At 60.7% G+C, this 16,459-nt stretch carries 13 protein-coding genes; 4 read left to right on the top strand and 9 right to left on the bottom strand.

Translation table 11 applies throughout. The annotated features are described in order from the left end of the window. Nucleotides 1-8 precede the first annotated feature (8 nt). Genes creB through creD form a run of 3 tightly spaced genes read left to right on the top strand, consistent with a single transcriptional unit; the run spans nt 9 to nt 3,541 of the window. Entirely contained in the window at nt 9-677 is a 669-nt protein-coding gene (creB, locus tag LRO94_RS26250; RefSeq protein WP_032883959.1) for a two-component system response regulator CreB, read from the top strand. Further along, nucleotides 677-2,116, top strand: a complete 1,440-nt coding sequence (gene creC / locus LRO94_RS26245) for a two-component system sensor histidine kinase CreC (RefSeq protein ID WP_032883957.1) — start codon at nt 677-679, stop codon at nt 2,114-2,116. Before creB ends, creC begins: the two co-directional genes overlap by 1 nt. A gap of 51 nt (nt 2,117-2,167) precedes the next feature. Then, nucleotides 2,168-3,541: a cell envelope integrity protein CreD gene (gene creD, locus LRO94_RS26240; protein ID WP_032883954.1), complete on the top strand. Its 1,374-nt coding sequence runs from the start codon at nt 2,168-2,170 to the stop codon at nt 3,539-3,541. A 592-nt stretch (nt 3,542-4,133) separates the two neighbouring features. Here creD and LRO94_RS26235 read toward each other — a convergent pair. From LRO94_RS26235 to LRO94_RS26200, 8 genes are all read right to left on the bottom strand, one after another. Beyond that, on the bottom strand, nt 4,134-4,763 hold the full coding sequence (locus tag LRO94_RS26235) for a glutathione S-transferase (protein WP_095185068.1): 630 nt from the start codon (nt 4,761-4,763) through the stop codon (nt 4,134-4,136). A gap of 187 nt (nt 4,764-4,950) precedes the next feature. Continuing rightward, on the bottom strand, nt 4,951-5,133 hold the full coding sequence (locus tag LRO94_RS26230; RefSeq protein WP_095185067.1) for a hypothetical protein: 183 nt from the start codon (nt 5,131-5,133) through the stop codon (nt 4,951-4,953). Continuing rightward, entirely contained in the window at nt 5,130-6,233 is a 1,104-nt protein-coding gene (locus LRO94_RS26225) for a PepSY-associated TM helix domain-containing protein (protein ID WP_032883945.1), read from the bottom strand. The genes LRO94_RS26230 and LRO94_RS26225 overlap by 4 nt, the downstream gene beginning before the upstream one ends. 64 nt (nt 6,234-6,297) lie before the next feature. Next, nucleotides 6,298-8,736: a TonB-dependent siderophore receptor gene (locus LRO94_RS26220; protein WP_179179806.1), complete on the bottom strand. Its 2,439-nt coding sequence runs from the start codon at nt 8,734-8,736 to the stop codon at nt 6,298-6,300. A 157-nt stretch (nt 8,737-8,893) separates the two neighbouring features. Then, nucleotides 8,894-9,862, bottom strand: a complete 969-nt coding sequence (locus LRO94_RS26215) for a FecR domain-containing protein (protein ID WP_179179807.1) — start codon at nt 9,860-9,862, stop codon at nt 8,894-8,896. Next, entirely contained in the window at nt 9,859-10,377 is a 519-nt protein-coding gene (locus LRO94_RS26210; RefSeq protein WP_179179808.1) for an RNA polymerase sigma factor, read from the bottom strand. Before LRO94_RS26210 ends, LRO94_RS26215 begins: the two co-directional genes overlap by 4 nt. A 430-nt stretch (nt 10,378-10,807) precedes the next feature. Continuing rightward, complete coding sequence (locus LRO94_RS26205; RefSeq protein WP_122756320.1) at nt 10,808-11,515, bottom strand: 3'-5' exonuclease; 708 nt, start codon at nt 11,513-11,515, stop codon at nt 10,808-10,810. After that, nucleotides 11,512-13,434: a putative nucleotidyltransferase substrate binding domain-containing protein gene (locus LRO94_RS26200; protein WP_177434275.1), complete on the bottom strand. Its 1,923-nt coding sequence runs from the start codon at nt 13,432-13,434 to the stop codon at nt 11,512-11,514. The genes LRO94_RS26205 and LRO94_RS26200 overlap by 4 nt, the downstream gene beginning before the upstream one ends. Before the next feature lie 246 nt (nt 13,435-13,680). On the opposite strand from LRO94_RS26200, the gene LRO94_RS26195 reads away from it, so the two are divergent. Then, nucleotides 13,681-14,127 (top strand): response regulator, encoded by a 447-nt coding sequence (locus tag LRO94_RS26195; protein WP_032884510.1) that lies wholly within the window; start codon nt 13,681-13,683, stop codon nt 14,125-14,127. Nucleotides 14,128-14,245: 118 nt separating this feature from the next. On the opposite strand, the gene LRO94_RS26190 is transcribed toward LRO94_RS26195, so the two are convergent. After that, entirely contained in the window at nt 14,246-16,423 is a 2,178-nt protein-coding gene (locus LRO94_RS26190) for a malate synthase G (protein ID WP_032883935.1), read from the bottom strand. Between the last annotated feature and the right edge of the window lie 36 nt (nt 16,424-16,459).

Raw genomic sequence — 16,459 nt, 5'->3', positions numbered from 1 at the left:
TTGAACCCATGCCCCACATCCTGATTGTCGAAGACGAAGCGGCGATAGCCGACACGCTGATATTCGCCCTGCAAGGCGAGGGCTTTACCACCACCTGGCTGAGTCTCGGCCAGGAGGCATTGGCCCATCAGCGTCAGACGCCCGCCGACTTGATCATCCTCGACATCGGCCTGCCCGACATCAGCGGTTTTGAAACCTGCAAGCAATTGCGCCGCTTCACCGAAGTGCCGGTGATGTTCCTCAGCGCGCGCGATGCAGAGATCGACCGGGTAGTGGGGCTGGAAATCGGCGCCGATGATTATGTGGTCAAGCCGTTCAGCCCACGGGAAGTGGCGGCGCGGGTCAGGGCGATTCTCAAGCGGGTCGGCCCTGGCGTTGCACCGGCGGTGTTCCAGGTGGACCTGGAACGCATGCAGATCACCTATCGGGGCCAGCCCCTGAGCCTCACGCGCCATGAATTCCGCCTGCTGCAGAGCCTGCTGGAGCAACCCGAGCGGGTGTTCAGCCGCGAGCAATTGCTGGATGCGGTAGGCGTACCGGCGGATGCCGGCTACGAGCGCAATATCGACAGCCATATCAAAAGCCTGCGCAGCAAACTGCGTAGCGTGGCGGCGGACGCCGAACCGATCCAGACCCATCGCGGCCTGGGCTACAGCTACAGCCCGAGCAACAGCTGATGCGCCTGGGGCTGCGGATTTTCCTGGTGTACGCGCTGTTTATCGGCCTCACCGGTTACTTCGTGCTCAGCACGGTGATGAAGGAAATCCGTCCCGGCGTGCGCCAGTCCACCGAGGAAACCCTGGTGGACACCGCCAACCTGTTGGCCGAGATCCTGCGCGATGACGTCAAAAACCGCACCCTCGGCCAAAGCCACTGGCAGGAATTGCTCAAGGCCTACGGGAACCGTCAGCCGGGCGCGACCATCTGGGGCCTGCCGAAAAACCAGGTCAACCACCGGATCTATGTCACCGACGCCAAAGGCATCGTGTTGCTCGACTCCACAGGCGAAGCGGTGGGCCAGGACTACTCCAAATGGAACGATGTTTACCTGACGCTGCGCGGCGAATACGGCGCACGCTCCACCCGCAGCCAACCGGATGACGCCACTTCATCAGTGATGCACGTAGGTGCACCGATCCGCGACAACGGCCAGATCATCGGCGTGGTCACCGTGGCCAAGCCCAACAGTTCATTGCAGCCTTATGTGGATCGCACTGAGCGGCGCCTGCTGTGGTACGGCGCCGGATTAGTCATCCTGGGCCTGCTGTTGGGCGCGCTGTTGTCGTGGTGGTTGAGCGTCGCGCTGCGACGGCTGACGGCCTATGCCGAGGCGGTCAGCGAAGGCCGGCGCGCCGAGTTGCCTCACTACCGTGGCGGCGAGTTGAAGCAGTTATCCACTGCCGTGGAGCACATGCGCACGCAACTGGAGGGCAAGGCCTACGTCGAGCATTACGTGCACACCCTGACCCATGAATTGAAAAGCCCATTGGCGGCGATTCGTGGCGCGGCAGAGCTGTTGCAGGGTGATATGACCCGCGAGCAGCAGCAGCGTTTTGTCGGCAATATCGACAGTGAAAGCGCACGCCTGCAGCAGTTGATCGAGCGCTTGCTGAACCTGGCGCAAGTGGAACAACGCCAAGGCCTGGAAGAGCAGGTGAGTATCCCGCTGGCAGCCTTGGTCGACGACGTGCTCAAGGCCCAATGTGCGCGGATCGAAGGCGCCGGCTTGCAAGTGGAGCAGACGATTGCGGCGGATGTGAAGGTGTTCGGCGAGCCCTTCCTCCTTCGCCAGGCACTGGGCAATCTGCTGGAGAACGCCTTGGATTTCACCCCCCCTGGCGGCCTGTTGGCATTCGCTGCACAGACGCACCATAACGATGTGCAGGTGAGCCTGTTCAACCAGGCCGCACCGATTCCCGACTACGCGTTGCCGCGCCTGAGCGAACGTTTTTATTCCCTGCCACGCCCGGCCAGCGGACGCAAAAGCACGGGGCTGGGCCTCAACTTTGTCGAGGAAGTGATGAAGCTTCACGGCGGCGCATTGCAGATCGGTAACGTCCCTGGCGGCGTGCGCGTAGAACTGCATCTCCACACAGTCTCCACATTGCCCACATAAATCCCCCACATGCGCGGCCCACTCTCTCTCCATCAAAACAGGGAGAGACCCATGAACCGCAGCCTGCTTTTCAAACTTGGCGCGATTGCGCTGCTGATCCTGCTGTTGCTGATTCCGTTGCTGATGATCAACGGCATCATCAGCGACCGCCAGCAACTGCGCGACGGCGTACTGATGGACATCGCACGCAGCTCCAGCTACGCCCAACGCCTCACCGGCCCGGTGATGGTGGTGCCGTATCGCAAGACCGTGCGTGAGTGGAAGCTCAATGAAAAGCTCAACAAGCGCTACGAAGAAACCCGTGAAGTGCGTGGTCGTTTGTATTTCCTTCCGGAGCGTTTTGAACTCGACGGCAAGGTGCAGACAGAACTGCGCGCACGGGGCATTTACCAAGCTCGGCTGTTCCACGCCGACAATCGCATCAGCGGGCGTTTTGTGCTGCCGGAGCAATGGGGCATCACCGAGAACTATGCCGATTACCGCTTTGAGCCGGCGTTTCTGGCGGTGGGCATCAGCGATATTCGCGGTATCGAAAACGCGCTGAAACTGGAGCTGGGCAGCCAGCGCCTGGAGTTCTCGCCGGGCAGTCAGGTCGGTTGGTTGGGTGAAGGTGTACACGTCGAACTGCCGGCGCAGGACAACAAGAAACCGGCCGCCATGGACTTCACCTTTGACCTGCGCCTGCAGGGCACCGAGCAACTGCAAGTGGTGCCGGTGGGCAAGACCAGCCAGGTCTCACTCGCGTCCAACTGGCCACACCCGAGCTTTATCGGCAACTTCCTGCCGGCTCAGCGTGAGGTCACCGACCAGGGCTTCACCGCCAACTGGCAGACTTCGTTCTTCTCCACCAACCTCGAAGAAGCCCTGCGTGGCTGCTTGTCCGAAAACAGCTGTGAGGACTTCAACAGCCGCAGCTTCGGGGTGAACTTCATCGATCCGGTGGACCAGTACCTCAAGAGCGACCGTGCGATCAAATACGCGCTGCTGTTCATCGCCCTGACCTTTGCCGGCTTCTTCCTCTTCGAAGTGCTCAAGAGCCTGGCAGTGCACCCGATTCAATACGCCTTGGTGGGTGTGGCGCTGGCGTTCTTCTACCTGCTGCTGTTGTCGTTGTCCGAGCACTTGGGTTTTGCCCTGGCGTACCTGATCTCGGCGAGTGCCTGTGTGATGTTGATCGGCTTTTATGTGTGCCATGTGCTGCGCAGCGTCGCCCACGGCCTGGGGTTTTCGGCGGGGTTGGCGGCGTTGTACGGCTTGTTATACGGGCTGTTGAGCGCCGAGGATTACGCGCTGCTGATGGGCTCGCTGCTGTTGTTCGGCCTGCTGGGAACGGTGATGGTGCTGACGCGCAAACTGGATTGGTACGGCGTGGGCAAGCGCAAGGTGGTCGAGCCGTTGGCGTTTGATCTGGAGGCGGTGCAATGAGTGGGTTACGAGAGGATCGGCAAGAGCGGTCGCAGTTGGTGGAGAAAATTAACGCGCTGTTTTCCGCTGTTGTGGTGAGTGAGGTTTGCGTGGTGAGCGGGCGGGCTGTGGAGAGTGAGCGGTCTGTGGTGAGTGGACGGTCTGTGGTGAGTGGACGGTCTGTGGTGAGTGGATTTTTGGGGTGAAGGGGCTGTCTGTGGTGAGTGGATTTTTGGGGTGAAGGGGCTGTCTGTGGTGAGTGGATTTTTGGGGTGAAGGGGCTGTCTGTGGTGAGTGGATTTTGGGATGAAGGGGCTGTCTGTGGTGAGTGGATTTTTGGGATGAAGGGGCTGTCTGTGGTGAGTGGGTTTTTTGGGGTGAACGGGTTGTCTGTGGTGAGCGGGCTTGCCCCGCGCTGGGCTGCGAAGCAGCCCTAATCCAGACACCGCGTTTTTTCAGCAATACCCGATTGGCAGGTTTTGGGGCCGCTTCGCTGCCCAGCGCGGGGCAAGCCCGCTCACCACGGACAGCCCACTACCACAGACAGCCCGCTCACCACGGATAGCCCACTACCACAGACCGTCCACTCACCACAGGAAAGCTGAGCGGTTTGCTAGACCGGCGGCTGGGTCTCCAGCATCGAAGGTCGCTGGCTGACTTCGGCGTACCAGCCGGCAAGCTTAGGGTTGTCGACTCGCCACTGCATGTCCGGATGACGGAAGTCGAGGTAGCCCAAGGCGCAGGCCACGCTGATCGAAGCAATGTCAAAGTGGCTGGTCAGTTCGGCGATGGCATCCTGTTCCAGCTCGGCGAGGGCGCGGCGGATCTTGTTGCGCTGCTCGTCGAGCCAAGGCGCCCAATGTTTCTCCACCGGACGCAGGGTCGATTCATAACGCACCAGCACGGCGGCATCCATGATGCCGTCGGCCATCGAGGCCAGGGTCAGACGGCGCCAGCGGGCCGCGCCGTCGCGGGGGATCAGCGGGTTGCCAACATGCTGGTGGTCGAGGTAATCAAGGATCACCCGACTGTCGTGCAACGCGCTGCCGTCCGCCAGGCGCAGGGCCGGGATCTTACCCACGGGGTTGCCTTGCACCACCTGCGCGTCCGGGTTGACCGGGGTCGGCATGCACCCTTGCAGGGCCACGCGATCCTGCTGGCCGGTTTCGATCAGCAGCACGCGGACCTTACGAACGAACGGTGACGCGGGGTTATGGAACAAGGTCATGCTGGGAGTGGACATGGGCAAGCCTCAAAATTGACTGTGGCTAGCCTAGAGGGTTGCGCGGTGGCTGGCGAGGGGGAGTGCGGGTGTTTTTGAGGGCCTCATCGGGGCAAGTCGAATCGTCGCACCGCCCCTCCCACGGTTGACCGAGTTGTCATGACGACCACGGAACACCTGTGGGAGGGGCTTGCCCCCGATAGCGCCCTCAGCCACGCCGCTTGAACAACGCCCACATGCCAATGGCGGCCGGTATCCCCAACCCCACCCAACTCAACGAATCCCACGGACCATCACCCAGCAACGCCGCAAACAACCCGGCGGCGCTGAGCAGGCCAATCCCCAGCGGGATGCCAAATACCTTCCAGAAACTCGACTGTCTTGGCTTCATGCCTTGCCCGCCTTGCGCCGGACGATCCACAGATAAATCCCGCTGATCAGCACAACGATGGTCAACACATCCAGCACCGCCCACAGGATTTTCATCGGCATGCCGCCGTAGTCACCGAAGTGCAGCGGCTGAGACATGCCCATGGCGTCCATGTACCACGGCCGTTCGGCAACGGCGGTGACGGCCAGGGTGCTCGCGTCGATCAGCACCGGCGTGAGCAGGTGCGAGGTCAGGTGGGTGCTGCCTTTCATGAACACCGCGTAATGATGCTCGCTGGAAAAGCGTGTACCAGGGAAGGCGATAAAATCCGGCTGCATACCGGGGGCGGCCTTGGCGGCGATGGTCAGCAGTTCCGTTGCTGGGGCACGCTGGGTCAGCGGCGGGGCATTCTTGTACGGTTCGATCATCGCGCTGAGGCTGTCCTGACGCCACGCGGCGATGATCAGGTCGGCGCAGGCGCTGATCACGCCGGTCACGCCCACCACCAGCGCCCAGGTCAGGGTGACCACGCCGATCAGGTTGTGCAGATCCAGCCAGCGCAGGCGGGTGGATTTGTCCTGGCGCACAGTGGCGAACTTCAATCGGCGCATAAACGGCAGGTACAACACTGTGCCGGAGATGATCGCCAGCACAAACAACACGCCCATGAACGCCAGCAGCAACTTGCCCGGCAGCCCGGCGAACATGTCCACATGCAGACGCAGCAGGAACAGCGTGAAACCGCCATTGGCCGAAGGCATCTCCACCGACTCGCCGGTGCGCGCGTCGAGCATAAAGGTGTGGGACGAATTGGGCTCAGTGCCCGCAGTAGCGGCCATGATCGCGATCACACCGTTCTTGTCGTCCTCGTCCCACGCCAGGTATTGCATGGCTTCACCGGGGCGATGGGCCTGCGCCTTGGCGACCAGTTGCTCAAGGTTGAGCTGCGGCGTATCGGCAGGCATCTGCGCCAGTGTGGGCTCGTTGCCCAGCAGATGGTCGATCTCATGGTGAAACACCAGTGGCAGGCCGGTGAGGGCGAGCAGCAGGAGGAATACGGTGCAGATCAGGCTGGTCCAAGTGTGGATGAAGGACCAGCGGCGGATGGTTTTGCTTTTCATCACGGCTCCAAAAGGCAAAAGGGCCGCAGTTCAGGCGGCCCTTCATCAGCGGTTTTTCACCGTCTTAAAATTTGTAGTTCACGCTGGCGACCACGTTACGCTGGTCGCCGTAGTAGCAGTAGAAGCCGTCGCAGGTCGACAGGTAATCCTTGTTGAAGATGTTCTTGGCGTCGACCGCCACCGTCACACCTTTCATAGAACTGTTTACGCGGCCCAGGTCGTAGTGCACGGAGGCGTCATATACGGTGTAGGACCCCACATGACCGAGGTCGGTGTTGGCAGCATTGCCGTAGGTGTCGCCGACGTAGCGCACACCTGCACCCACGCCGAACCCGTCCAGCATGCCGCTGTGCCAGGTGTAGTCGGCCCAGCCTGTGGCTTGGTTGCGAGGCAACTGGTTCAGGCGATTGCCTTTTTCTGCCGCAACCCCTTCGGTGATTTCACTGTCGTTATAGGTGTAGGAACCTACGAGCTTGAGGCTTTCGGTGACGTCGGCACTGGCTTCCAGTTCAAGGCCTCGAACCCGTACCTCACCGACTTGGCGAGTGATGCTGCCTTCGGTGACCGAGGTGTTTTGTTGTGTCAGGTCGAACACTGCAGCGGTGAATAATGCTTTGGTGCCGGGAGGCTGGTATTTGATACCGGCTTCATATTGCTTGCCTTCGGTGGGCTTAAATGCTCCGGTGCTGGCTACTTGTGTACCCGAGCCGGCCTGGAATGATTCAGCGTAGGACAGGTACGGAGTGATGCCGTTGTCGAAGACATAGCTCAGCGCCGCGTTACCGCTGAAATGTTTGTCACGCTGAGTATTGGTTGCGTCGTTGAGGTTATGAAACGTGGTGCCGGTATGGACCCAGTCTTCACGCCCGCCGAGGGTCAGGCGCCAGTTGTCGAGGGCCATTTGGTCTTGAAGGTAGAGGCCGGTCTGCTGGGTCTTCTGGTTGTAGTCATACATGGTGAAGTAGGTGACTTTCGAGAAGTCCTGCCCATACACCGGACGGTTGAAGTTGATGGTCGGCACGCCCGCCGATCCCCACAACCAGCGCGCATCGCTGTCGGAGCGCTGGTGGTCGAGACCCAGCAGCAGGGTGTGATTGATTGCGCCGGTCTTGAAGTCTGCCTGGAAGTTGTTGTCGACGGCGAATTGGCCGATGTTTTCATCGACCTTGCCAGCGGAACGACTCACGTTGCCATCGGCATCAACCGCAACTTCAGGCCCATTTGGAAAGAACGCGCCACCGGCGGTAATGCCCTGGAAGGACAGGTCATTCTTGGTGTAACGCAGGTTTTGGTGGAACTGCCAGGTGTCGTTCAGGCGCGTCTCGAACGCGTAACCCAGCGCGTAGTAAGTGCGGTCATAGAATTCCCAGTCCGGATCGCCAAGGTTTTTGTGGTGGGAAATCTTGCCGGCCGGTGAACTCAACTTGGTGCCTTGCAGTGGCAGGAACTGCCCGGTGATACCCGTATCGTCGCGGGTGAACTGGGTCAGCAGCGTGAACCTGGTGTCGTCGTTGATATTCCACGTCAGGCTGGGTGCGACGTTGTAGCGCTTGTCCGGGATGTGGTCGACGGCGGTGTTGCTGTCGCGCACCACGCCGCTTACGCGGTAGAGGAACTGTCCTTCATCGTCGATCTTGCCGGTGCTATTGAAGTTGATCTGTTTGTGGTTATTGCTGCCTGCCTGAACTTCAATTTCGTTCGAGCTTTCGGCCTGGGGGCGGCGACTGACCATATCCAGCAAACCGCCGGGTGGGGTTTGCCCGTAGACCGACGAGGCCGGACCTCGGAGGACTGCGATGCGTTCCAGGTTCCAGGTGTCAATCTTCGGCGTGGCGTAGTTGCCTTTGGGCAATGGCAGACCGTCAAGGAATTGGGTTGGGACAAACCCGCGTACCAGCAGCCAGTCACTGCGCGAGTCTGATCCGTAGCCACTGCTCTGCACGCCAGCGGTGTAACGCAGTGCATCGTTAAGGTTGAGAACGGAGCGGTCTTCCATTTGCTGGCGAGTGATCACCGTGACCGAGCGAGGCAACTCGGCGATAGGAGTATCGGTCTTGGTGCCAGCCGCTGTGCGGGTGGCGACATAACCATCCACCGGCCCCCATGCGCTTTCATAACTGCCCTGTCCGGTGATGCTGGTCTCTGGCAACGCCACAACCCCCTCAGGAATCGCCACCAAGGTAAACGTCCCCGCACCACCCTGTTCCAATTGCAACCCAGTCCCACGCAACGCCTCGCGCAGTGCACCTTGTGCATCGAACTGGCCCTGGACCGGCGCCGAGGTCTTGCCGGCGGCCAGCGACGGGTTGAGGGTCAGCGCGATGCCGGCCTGGCTGGCGATTTGGTTCAGGGTGGTGGCCAGCGGTGCAGCCGGCAGGTTGTAGGCGCGCACGCTGGACGCTTGTTCGGCGGCAAACAGTGAAGGGCTGGCCAGCGGGGCGCTGAGGGCTATGGCCACGGCTAACAGGCTGGGGCGCAACAAGGTGTCTAGCGTGCGGGACATGGGGCGGCTCCTGAATGGAAGTAATTCGCAATTGCCTATGTGCCGAACGAGAATCGAGAAGTGATAGGGCAGGATCAAAATATTTTTGCGGTGGGTGTGAGGGCCTCATCGGGGGCAAGTCGAATCGTCGATAGCGATAGCCCAGCCACCCCAGAACCTAAGGCTTACCCGTGACCGTTACCCACCACGGCGTGTGCTGCTCGATCCGCACCGGCAGGGTCGGCAGCAGAGCGTTGAGCGCAAGGGTGGTGTCGTGCAGCGGGAAGCTGCCAGTGATGCGCAGGTCAGCCACGTTTTTATCCACACCCAAGTAGCCGGTGCGGTAGCGGCTGAGCTCATTCACCACATCGCCCAGGCGGGCGTTGTCGACCACCAGCATGCCGCGGGTCCAGGCGTCGGTGGCAGGGGTGACGGCCAGTGCTGGGCCGAGGCCGTCGCCACGCATCAGCACTTGCTGGCCTTCCTTGAAAATCTGTTCTTGATGCAATGCTTGCGGCTGCGCCGCGACTGCCGATTGCAAGACGCTCAACCGCGTGGCGTCGTCTTCGCGCCTGACGATAAACCGCGTGCCCAGCGCCCGCAGGCTGCCGTCGCGGGTTTGCACGTAGAACGGGCGCGCGTCGTTGTGGCCGGTCTCGACGAGGATTTCTCCTTCCTGCAACACGATCAGCCGGCGTTTTTCATCAAAGCGTACGTCGATGGCGCTGTGGGTATTGAGGTTGATCTGCGTGCCGTCCGCCAGTTTCAGCGTGCGCTGTTCGCCGGTGGCGGTGCGTTGGTCGGCCAGCCAATAGTGGATCGGCACATAACGCTCGCCGGCAAACAACGCCAAACCGCACACCAGCGCGATACTCGCCAGGCCAGTACCGAGCTTGCGCACCCGTTGGCGAATACCTTCACGCGATTGCAACAACGCCGCCCGCGCCGGGCCCGAGGCCACGCCAAAGCGCTGGTCGAGCATCCCCAACTGGCGCCAGGCGCGAGCGTGTTCTTCATTGCTGGCCAACCATTTGCTGAACTCTTCACGTTCCACCGCGCTGCCGTCGCCGGAATCCAGGGACAGCTGCCAGGCAATCGCCGCATCCAGCACACGGGCGGAGACCGGTTTTGAGCTGATGGCACTCACAACGGTTCGCCATACAACGCGATGTAGCACTGGCGAATGCCCTGGGCCAGGTATTGGCGCACACGGGGTACTGACACGCCGAGGCGCTGGGCGATTTCCGCGTGGCCCAGGCCGTCGAGGCGGTTATAGAGGAACGCGGCGCGGGCCTTGCTCGACAGCTTGCCGAGCAGGCGGTCGATGGCCTTGAGGTCTTCCAGGATAAGTTGCTGTTCTTCCGCAGAAGGGTGTTCGCTTTCCGGGACTAGCATTAATTCGGCGAGATAGGCCTGTTCCAAGGCGGCGCGACGGAAGTAGTCGAACAGCAAGCCTTTGGCGATCGCCACCAGAAATGCCCGTGGCTCGCGGGGTGCGCGCAGCTCGTCACGGCTCAGCAGGCGCATGAAGGTGTCCTGACTCAGGTCTTCGGCGCGACTCGGGCAGGCCACATTACGCCGCAGCCAGGCCAACAGCCAGCCACGATGGTCGCGATACAACGCGCCAACAAGCTCACTGTGTGGGTTCTGGACCGACGACAAGGCATCACCGAATAAACAAGGGGTTTAAACTAACGAGAATTATTCGCGATTGTGTCAGAGGCGTGGGATGGGCGCAATTGGCGTCCGTCGGGTTGAAGGCTTAATGACATCTCATTGGTAGATGAGCGTTGCCTGGTGAGACGGGCTCTTTGTGGTGAGCAGGATTTCTGTGGTGAGCAGGTTTTCTGTTGTGAGGGGGCTTTCTGTGGTGAGTAGGTTTTCTGTTGTGAGGGGGCTTTCTGTGGTGACTAGATTTTCTGTGGTGAGCGGGCTTGCCCCGCGCTGGGCTGCGAAGCGGCCCCAACACCTGCCAATGGGTTATGACTGAAGAAACGCGGTGCCTGGATTAGGGCTGCTCCGCAGCCCAGCGCGGGGCAAGCCCGCTCACCACAATGAAAGCCCTTTCACCTAAAGGTCATTTATTAAGTGGTTAGAAAGAGGGCGCTTGCTTGCGCCGTTTCCATTGGCTCAAGCGCTCCTGAAGCGCCTTCGGGGAGTCGATCTGCTGTTGTCGCGCACGACTGAATAAGATAAGCATCAGCTCCGCCGTGGCCAGGGCGTCGGCGCTGGCGTGATGGCGTTCGCCCACGTGCAGTTTGAAATGGTTTATCCAGTCGTCCAGCCCGGCTTCGCGGATAGGCGCCTCGGGGCACAGCAGTGGGGCGATGTCGGCCACATCCAGAAACGGATGCGCCAGGCGATAACCCAGGCTGTCCTTGAGTGCGCGGCCGAGCATGTGCTGGTCGAACGGTGCATGGAAGGCCAGCAATGGGCTGTCGCCGACAAATGCCATGAAGTCCAGCAGCGCTTCCACCGGATCACTGCCAGCGGCGATGGCGCTGGGCCCCAGACCATGGATCAACACGCTGGGGCTGAGCTTTGTTTCGGCGCGCTGCAGGGTGCGTTCGAACAGCTGTGAAAAGTCCACCGCGCCGTCTTCGATCACCACCGCGCCGATGGACAGCACTTGGTCACGGTTGAGATTCAGGCCGCTGGTTTCCAGATCCACCACCACCCAGCGTTGGGTACGCAGTGGGTTATCGCCCAATGCCGCAGGCTTGGACAGTTGCACCAGGCGCCGTTGTTGCGCGGCATCAAGGCCAGGTTTTTTCGCACGTAACCAGTCGAATAAACTCACAGTTGATACCGCAACGTCAGGCTGCTTTGCAGGCGTTGGGCCTGGCGCAGGGATTCGCGCAGAATGCGGCGGTCCAGGTGGTTGAGGCTATCGGGGTCGACGCGGTTGGAATACGGCTGGTTCTCGCGGGTCTGTAACTGGTGCTGTTGCATGCGGGTTTGCTGGATAAAGTGGTACGCCTCTTCATACGCGGCGCCGTCCAGCGGTTCGATGACTTCCTTGGCCACCAACTGGCGCAGACGCTCCAGGGTGTTGTTGGCGTGGATGCCATTGGCCAGCGCCAGCAGGCGCGCGCCGTCGACAAACGGTGTGAGGCCCTGCACCTTGAGGTCGAGCGTGGCTTTTTCACCGCTTTTGCGTGTCAGCACGAATTCGCGGAAACGTCCTACAGGTGGCCGTTGGCGCAAGGCGTTCTCGGCAAGCATGCGTTGAAACAGCCGGTTATCTGCGACCTGATCCAGGACGTTTTGGCGCAAAAAATCGCCCCCCTGTTCATCGCCCCACACCACCCGCAGATCAAAATAGATGCTCGAACCCAACAGGTTCTCCGGCGTTGCTTCACGAATAAACGCCGCAAACCGCCGCGCCCATTCCGCCCGCGATAGGCACAGCTCGGGGTTGCCAGCCATGATATTGCCCTTGCACAGGCTGAACCCGCACAGCGCCAAGCTCTGGTTGATCTGCTGCGCCAGGGGCAGCAACCGACCGCGAATCTCGGCGGCCTCCACCGCGTCCTTGGCCTCGAACAGAATGCCGTTGTCCTGGTCGGTGTACAGCGTCTGCTCGCGGCGGCCTTCGCTGCCGAAACACAACCAACTGAACGGCACGCCGGGGTCGCCTTTTTCGGCGAGGGTCAACTCGATTACTCGACACACCGTGTGATCGTTGAGCAGGGTAATGATGTGAGTGATCTGGGTGGATGACGCGCCATGGGCGAGCATCCGCTCGACCAACTGGCCAATCTCGCCGCGAATTGCCACCAGGTTCTCCACCCGGGGCGCATTGCGGATGGTGCGGGCCAGGTGCACCAGATCGACCCGTTGCAGGGAAAACAGATCGCGTTCGGATACCACGCCACACAGGCGCTGGTCCTTGACCAGGCACACGTGGGCGATATGCCGTTCGGTCATGGCGATGGCGGCGTCGAATGCGCTGTGGTCCGGGGTCAGGAAAAACGGCGCCTGGGTCATGTGACTGTCGATCGCCTGGGTGAAATCGCTGGTGCCGTCGGCGACCACTTGGCGCAGGTCGCGCAGGGTAAAAATCCCCAGGGGCGACTGATGGACGTCGACGATCACAATGCTGCCCACCTGTTGCTCGTGCATCAGCGTCACCGCTTCGCGCAGCGGCGTGTCCGGGCTGCACATTACCGGGTGGCGCATGGCCAATTCGCCCAGACGGGTATTGAGCGAATACTGCGTGCCTAGGGTTTCCACGGCTTTTTGCTGCACTTGCTGGTTGACCTGATCCAGCAGGCTGCTGACGCCGCGCAGGGCAAAGTCGCGAAACGGGCTGGAGAGGGCAAACAGTTTGATAAAGGCGGGCTTGTTCAGTTGCAGGCAGAAGGTGTCTTCGGCGGCTTTATGCTCGGTGCGCGTGGCTCGTTCACCTAAAAGCGCAGCAAGGGGGAAGCACTCGCCAGTGGTGATTTCGAAGGTGGTTTCTGCCGAGTCCGGTCGTTCGCCCACGACGCGGCCTTGTTTGACGATGTAAAAGTGCTCCACCGGCCCGCCCGACGGCTTGAGAATGCTCTCGCCAGGGCCGAAGAAACGTAATTGACACTGTTCAACCAGAAATGCCAGGTGCGCATTTTCCATTTGATTGAATGGCGGGAAACGTTGCAGGAATTGCAAAGTGCCGTGGATGTTCTGCAACACGGCGGTTTTACCCGCCTGCGTGAAAGCATCAGCTTTACTCATAACAGTGACCGCAGTTTTTTTGTCGTTATCGTCCTGCATGGTCGACTCCTACGCGATAGGTGCCCATTGGACGTAAGTCTAGGTCGATGAAAACAGCGTAGAGCTAGGGAAAAACCTTACATGAATATCGTCCAAACCCCGTGGAACACCCACTAGTCAAACTTTCCGACGAAGTGCACATTGATCGCCCTTCCGCAGATGTCTGACGAGTGTGCTGGGAGATTGATGAAAATTGTTGAGAACCGTATGTCCGACCACGATATTTTGAGTGATGCCGAGCGCGAGGCCCTGAGCGCCGTGATGCTGGAGCCTGATTTACCGCCGCAACGCGTGCTGATTGTCGATGACGACAAGGATGCGCGAGAACTGCTGGCGGAGATCCTTGCTCTGGACGGTATTCGCTGCATGACTGCCGAGAGTGGTGAGGCAGCGTGGAATTTGTTGAAATCCAGCAGCTCCATCGGTTTGCTGATCACCGACTTGCGCATGGCACCGAGCAATGGCCTGGAGTTGATCCGCCAAGTGCGCGAATCCACCCGCGCGGCGCTGCCGATCATCATCATGTCGGGGGACGCCGAAGCGCCGGATGTGATCGATGCGATGCATTTGAGTGTGGTGGACTTTTTGCTCAAGCCGATCGACAGCGTGAAGTTAGCGAAACTGGTCAAGCGCGAGTTGGGGATGGCTTCCTGATTTTTGCGGTATCTGCACGGGCCTCATCGGGAGCAAGCCCCGTCCCACAGTTGACCGCGTACATCCACAACACAGTCCCAAAGAAAAAGCCCTGATCTCTCGATCAGGGCTTTTTCATTTACAGGCCGTTTTTAGCCTTGAACTCCCGACGCCGACGGTGCAACACCGGCTCGGTGTAACCGTTGGGTTGCTTGGTCCCTTCAATCACCAACTCCACCGCTGCCTGGAACGCGATGTTGCTGTCGAAGTCCGGGGCCAGTGGGCGATACAGCGCGTCCCCTGCGTTCTGACGGTCCACCACTGGCGCCATGCGCTTGAGGCTTTCCATCACCTGGGCTTCGTTGACGATGCCGTGGCGCAACCAGTTGGCGATGTGCTGGCTGGAAATACGCAGGGTGGCGCGGTCTTCCATCAGGCCCACATCGTTGATGTCCGGCACTTTGGAGCAGCCGACGCCTTGGTCGATCCAGCGGACCACGTAGCCGAGGATGCCCTGGGCGTTGTTGTCCAGCTCGTTGCGGATTTCTTCCTCGGACCAATCGGTGTTGCTGGCCAGTGGGATGGTCAGGATGTCGTCCACCGAGGCGCGCTCGCGCGTGGCCAGTTCGGCTTGGCGGGCGAATACGTCAACCTTGTGATAGTGCAGGGCGTGCAGCGCAGCCGCCGTAGGCGACGGTACCCAGGCGGTGTTGGCACCGGCCAATGGGTGAGCGATTTTCTGTTCGAGCATCGCGGCCATCAGGTCGGGCATCGCCCACATGCCTTTACCGATCTGTGCGCGGCCTTGCAGGCCCGTGCTCAAGCCGATATCGACGTTCCAGTTCTCGTAAGCGCCGATCCATTTTTCGGCCTTCATGGCGGCCTTGCGCACCATCGCGCCAGCTTCCATGGAGGTGTGGATTTCGTCGCCGGTGCGGTCCAGGAAGCCGGTGTTAATAAACACCACGCGCTCGCTGGCCGCCTTGATGCAGGCCTTGAGGTTGACCGTGGTGCGGCGCTCCTCGTCCATGATCCCGACCTTGAGGGTGTTGCGCGGCAGGTTCAGCACGTCTTCGATGCGACCGAACAGCTCGTTGGTAAACGCGGCCTCTTCCGGACCGTGCATTTTCGGCTTCACGATGTACACCGAGCCGGTGCGGCTGTTCTTGCGGGTGTTGTTGCCGTTGAGGCTGTGGACCGCCGCCAGGCTGGTGACCAGGCCGTCGAGGATGCCTTCCGGCACTTCATCGCCGTTCTTGTCGAGGATCGCGTCGATGGTCATCAAGTGACCAACGTTGCGCACGAACAACAGCGAACGGCCATGCAACGTCACGTCCTGACCGTCGATGCCGGTGTAGACACGGTCAGGGTTCATGGTACGGGTGAAGGTCTTGCCGCCCTTGGCCACTTCTTCGGCCAAGTCGCCCTTCATCAGGCCGAGCCAGTTGCGGTAGATCACCACTTTGTCGTCGGCATCCACGGCGGCGACGGAGTCTTCGCAGTCCATGATGGTGGTGAGCGCAGCTTCCATCAGTACGTCTTTCACGCCGGCAGCGTCGGTCTGGCCGACCGGGGTGCTGGCGTCGATCTGGATTTCGAAGTGCAGGCCGTTGTGTTTGAGCAGGATCGCAATCGGCTCGGCCGCCGGGCCCTGGAAGCCGATCAGTTGCGCATCGTCACGCAGGCCGCTGTTGCTGCCGCCCTTGAGGCTGACGATCAACGTGCCGTCGACGATCTTGTAACCGGTGGAATCGACGTGGCTGCCGGCGCTGAGCGGCGCGGCTTCGTCGAGGAAGGCACGGGCGAAGGCAATCACTTTGTCGCCACGCACTTTGTTGTAGCCCTTGCCCTTCTCGGCGCCGTCGGCTTCGCTGATGGCGTCGGTGCCATACAGCGCGTCGTACAGCGAACCCCAGCGCGCATTAGAGGCGTTGAGGGCGAAACGGGCATTCATCACCGGCACCACCAGCTGTGGGCCGGCCATACGGGCGATTTCGTCATCGACGTTTTGGGTCGAAGCCTGGAAGTCTGCGGCTTCTGGCAGCAGGTATCCGATGTCTTGCAGGAAGGCTTTGTAGGCCACCGGGTCGTGAGCCTGGCCGGCATGGGTCTGGTGCCAGGTATCGATGCGCGCCTGGAAATCGTCGCGTTTGGCGAGTAGGGCTTTGTTCTTCGGTGCCAGGTCATGGATGACCTTGTCGGCGCCGGCCCAGAACTGGTCGGCAGTGATGCCGGTACCGGGAATGGCTTCGTTGTTCACGAAGTCGAACAGGACTTTGGCGACCTGCAGGCCACCGACTTGAACGTGTTCAGTCATTGCTTGCCTCACTCTGCGGAGCTTATGCGCTTTTTC

The sequence above is a fragment of the Pseudomonas sivasensis genome, from assembly GCF_021391435.1.
Taxonomy (GTDB): domain Bacteria; phylum Pseudomonadota; class Gammaproteobacteria; order Pseudomonadales; family Pseudomonadaceae; genus Aquipseudomonas; species Aquipseudomonas sivasensis.
This window is presented reverse-complemented; position numbering and strand designations above follow the sequence as displayed.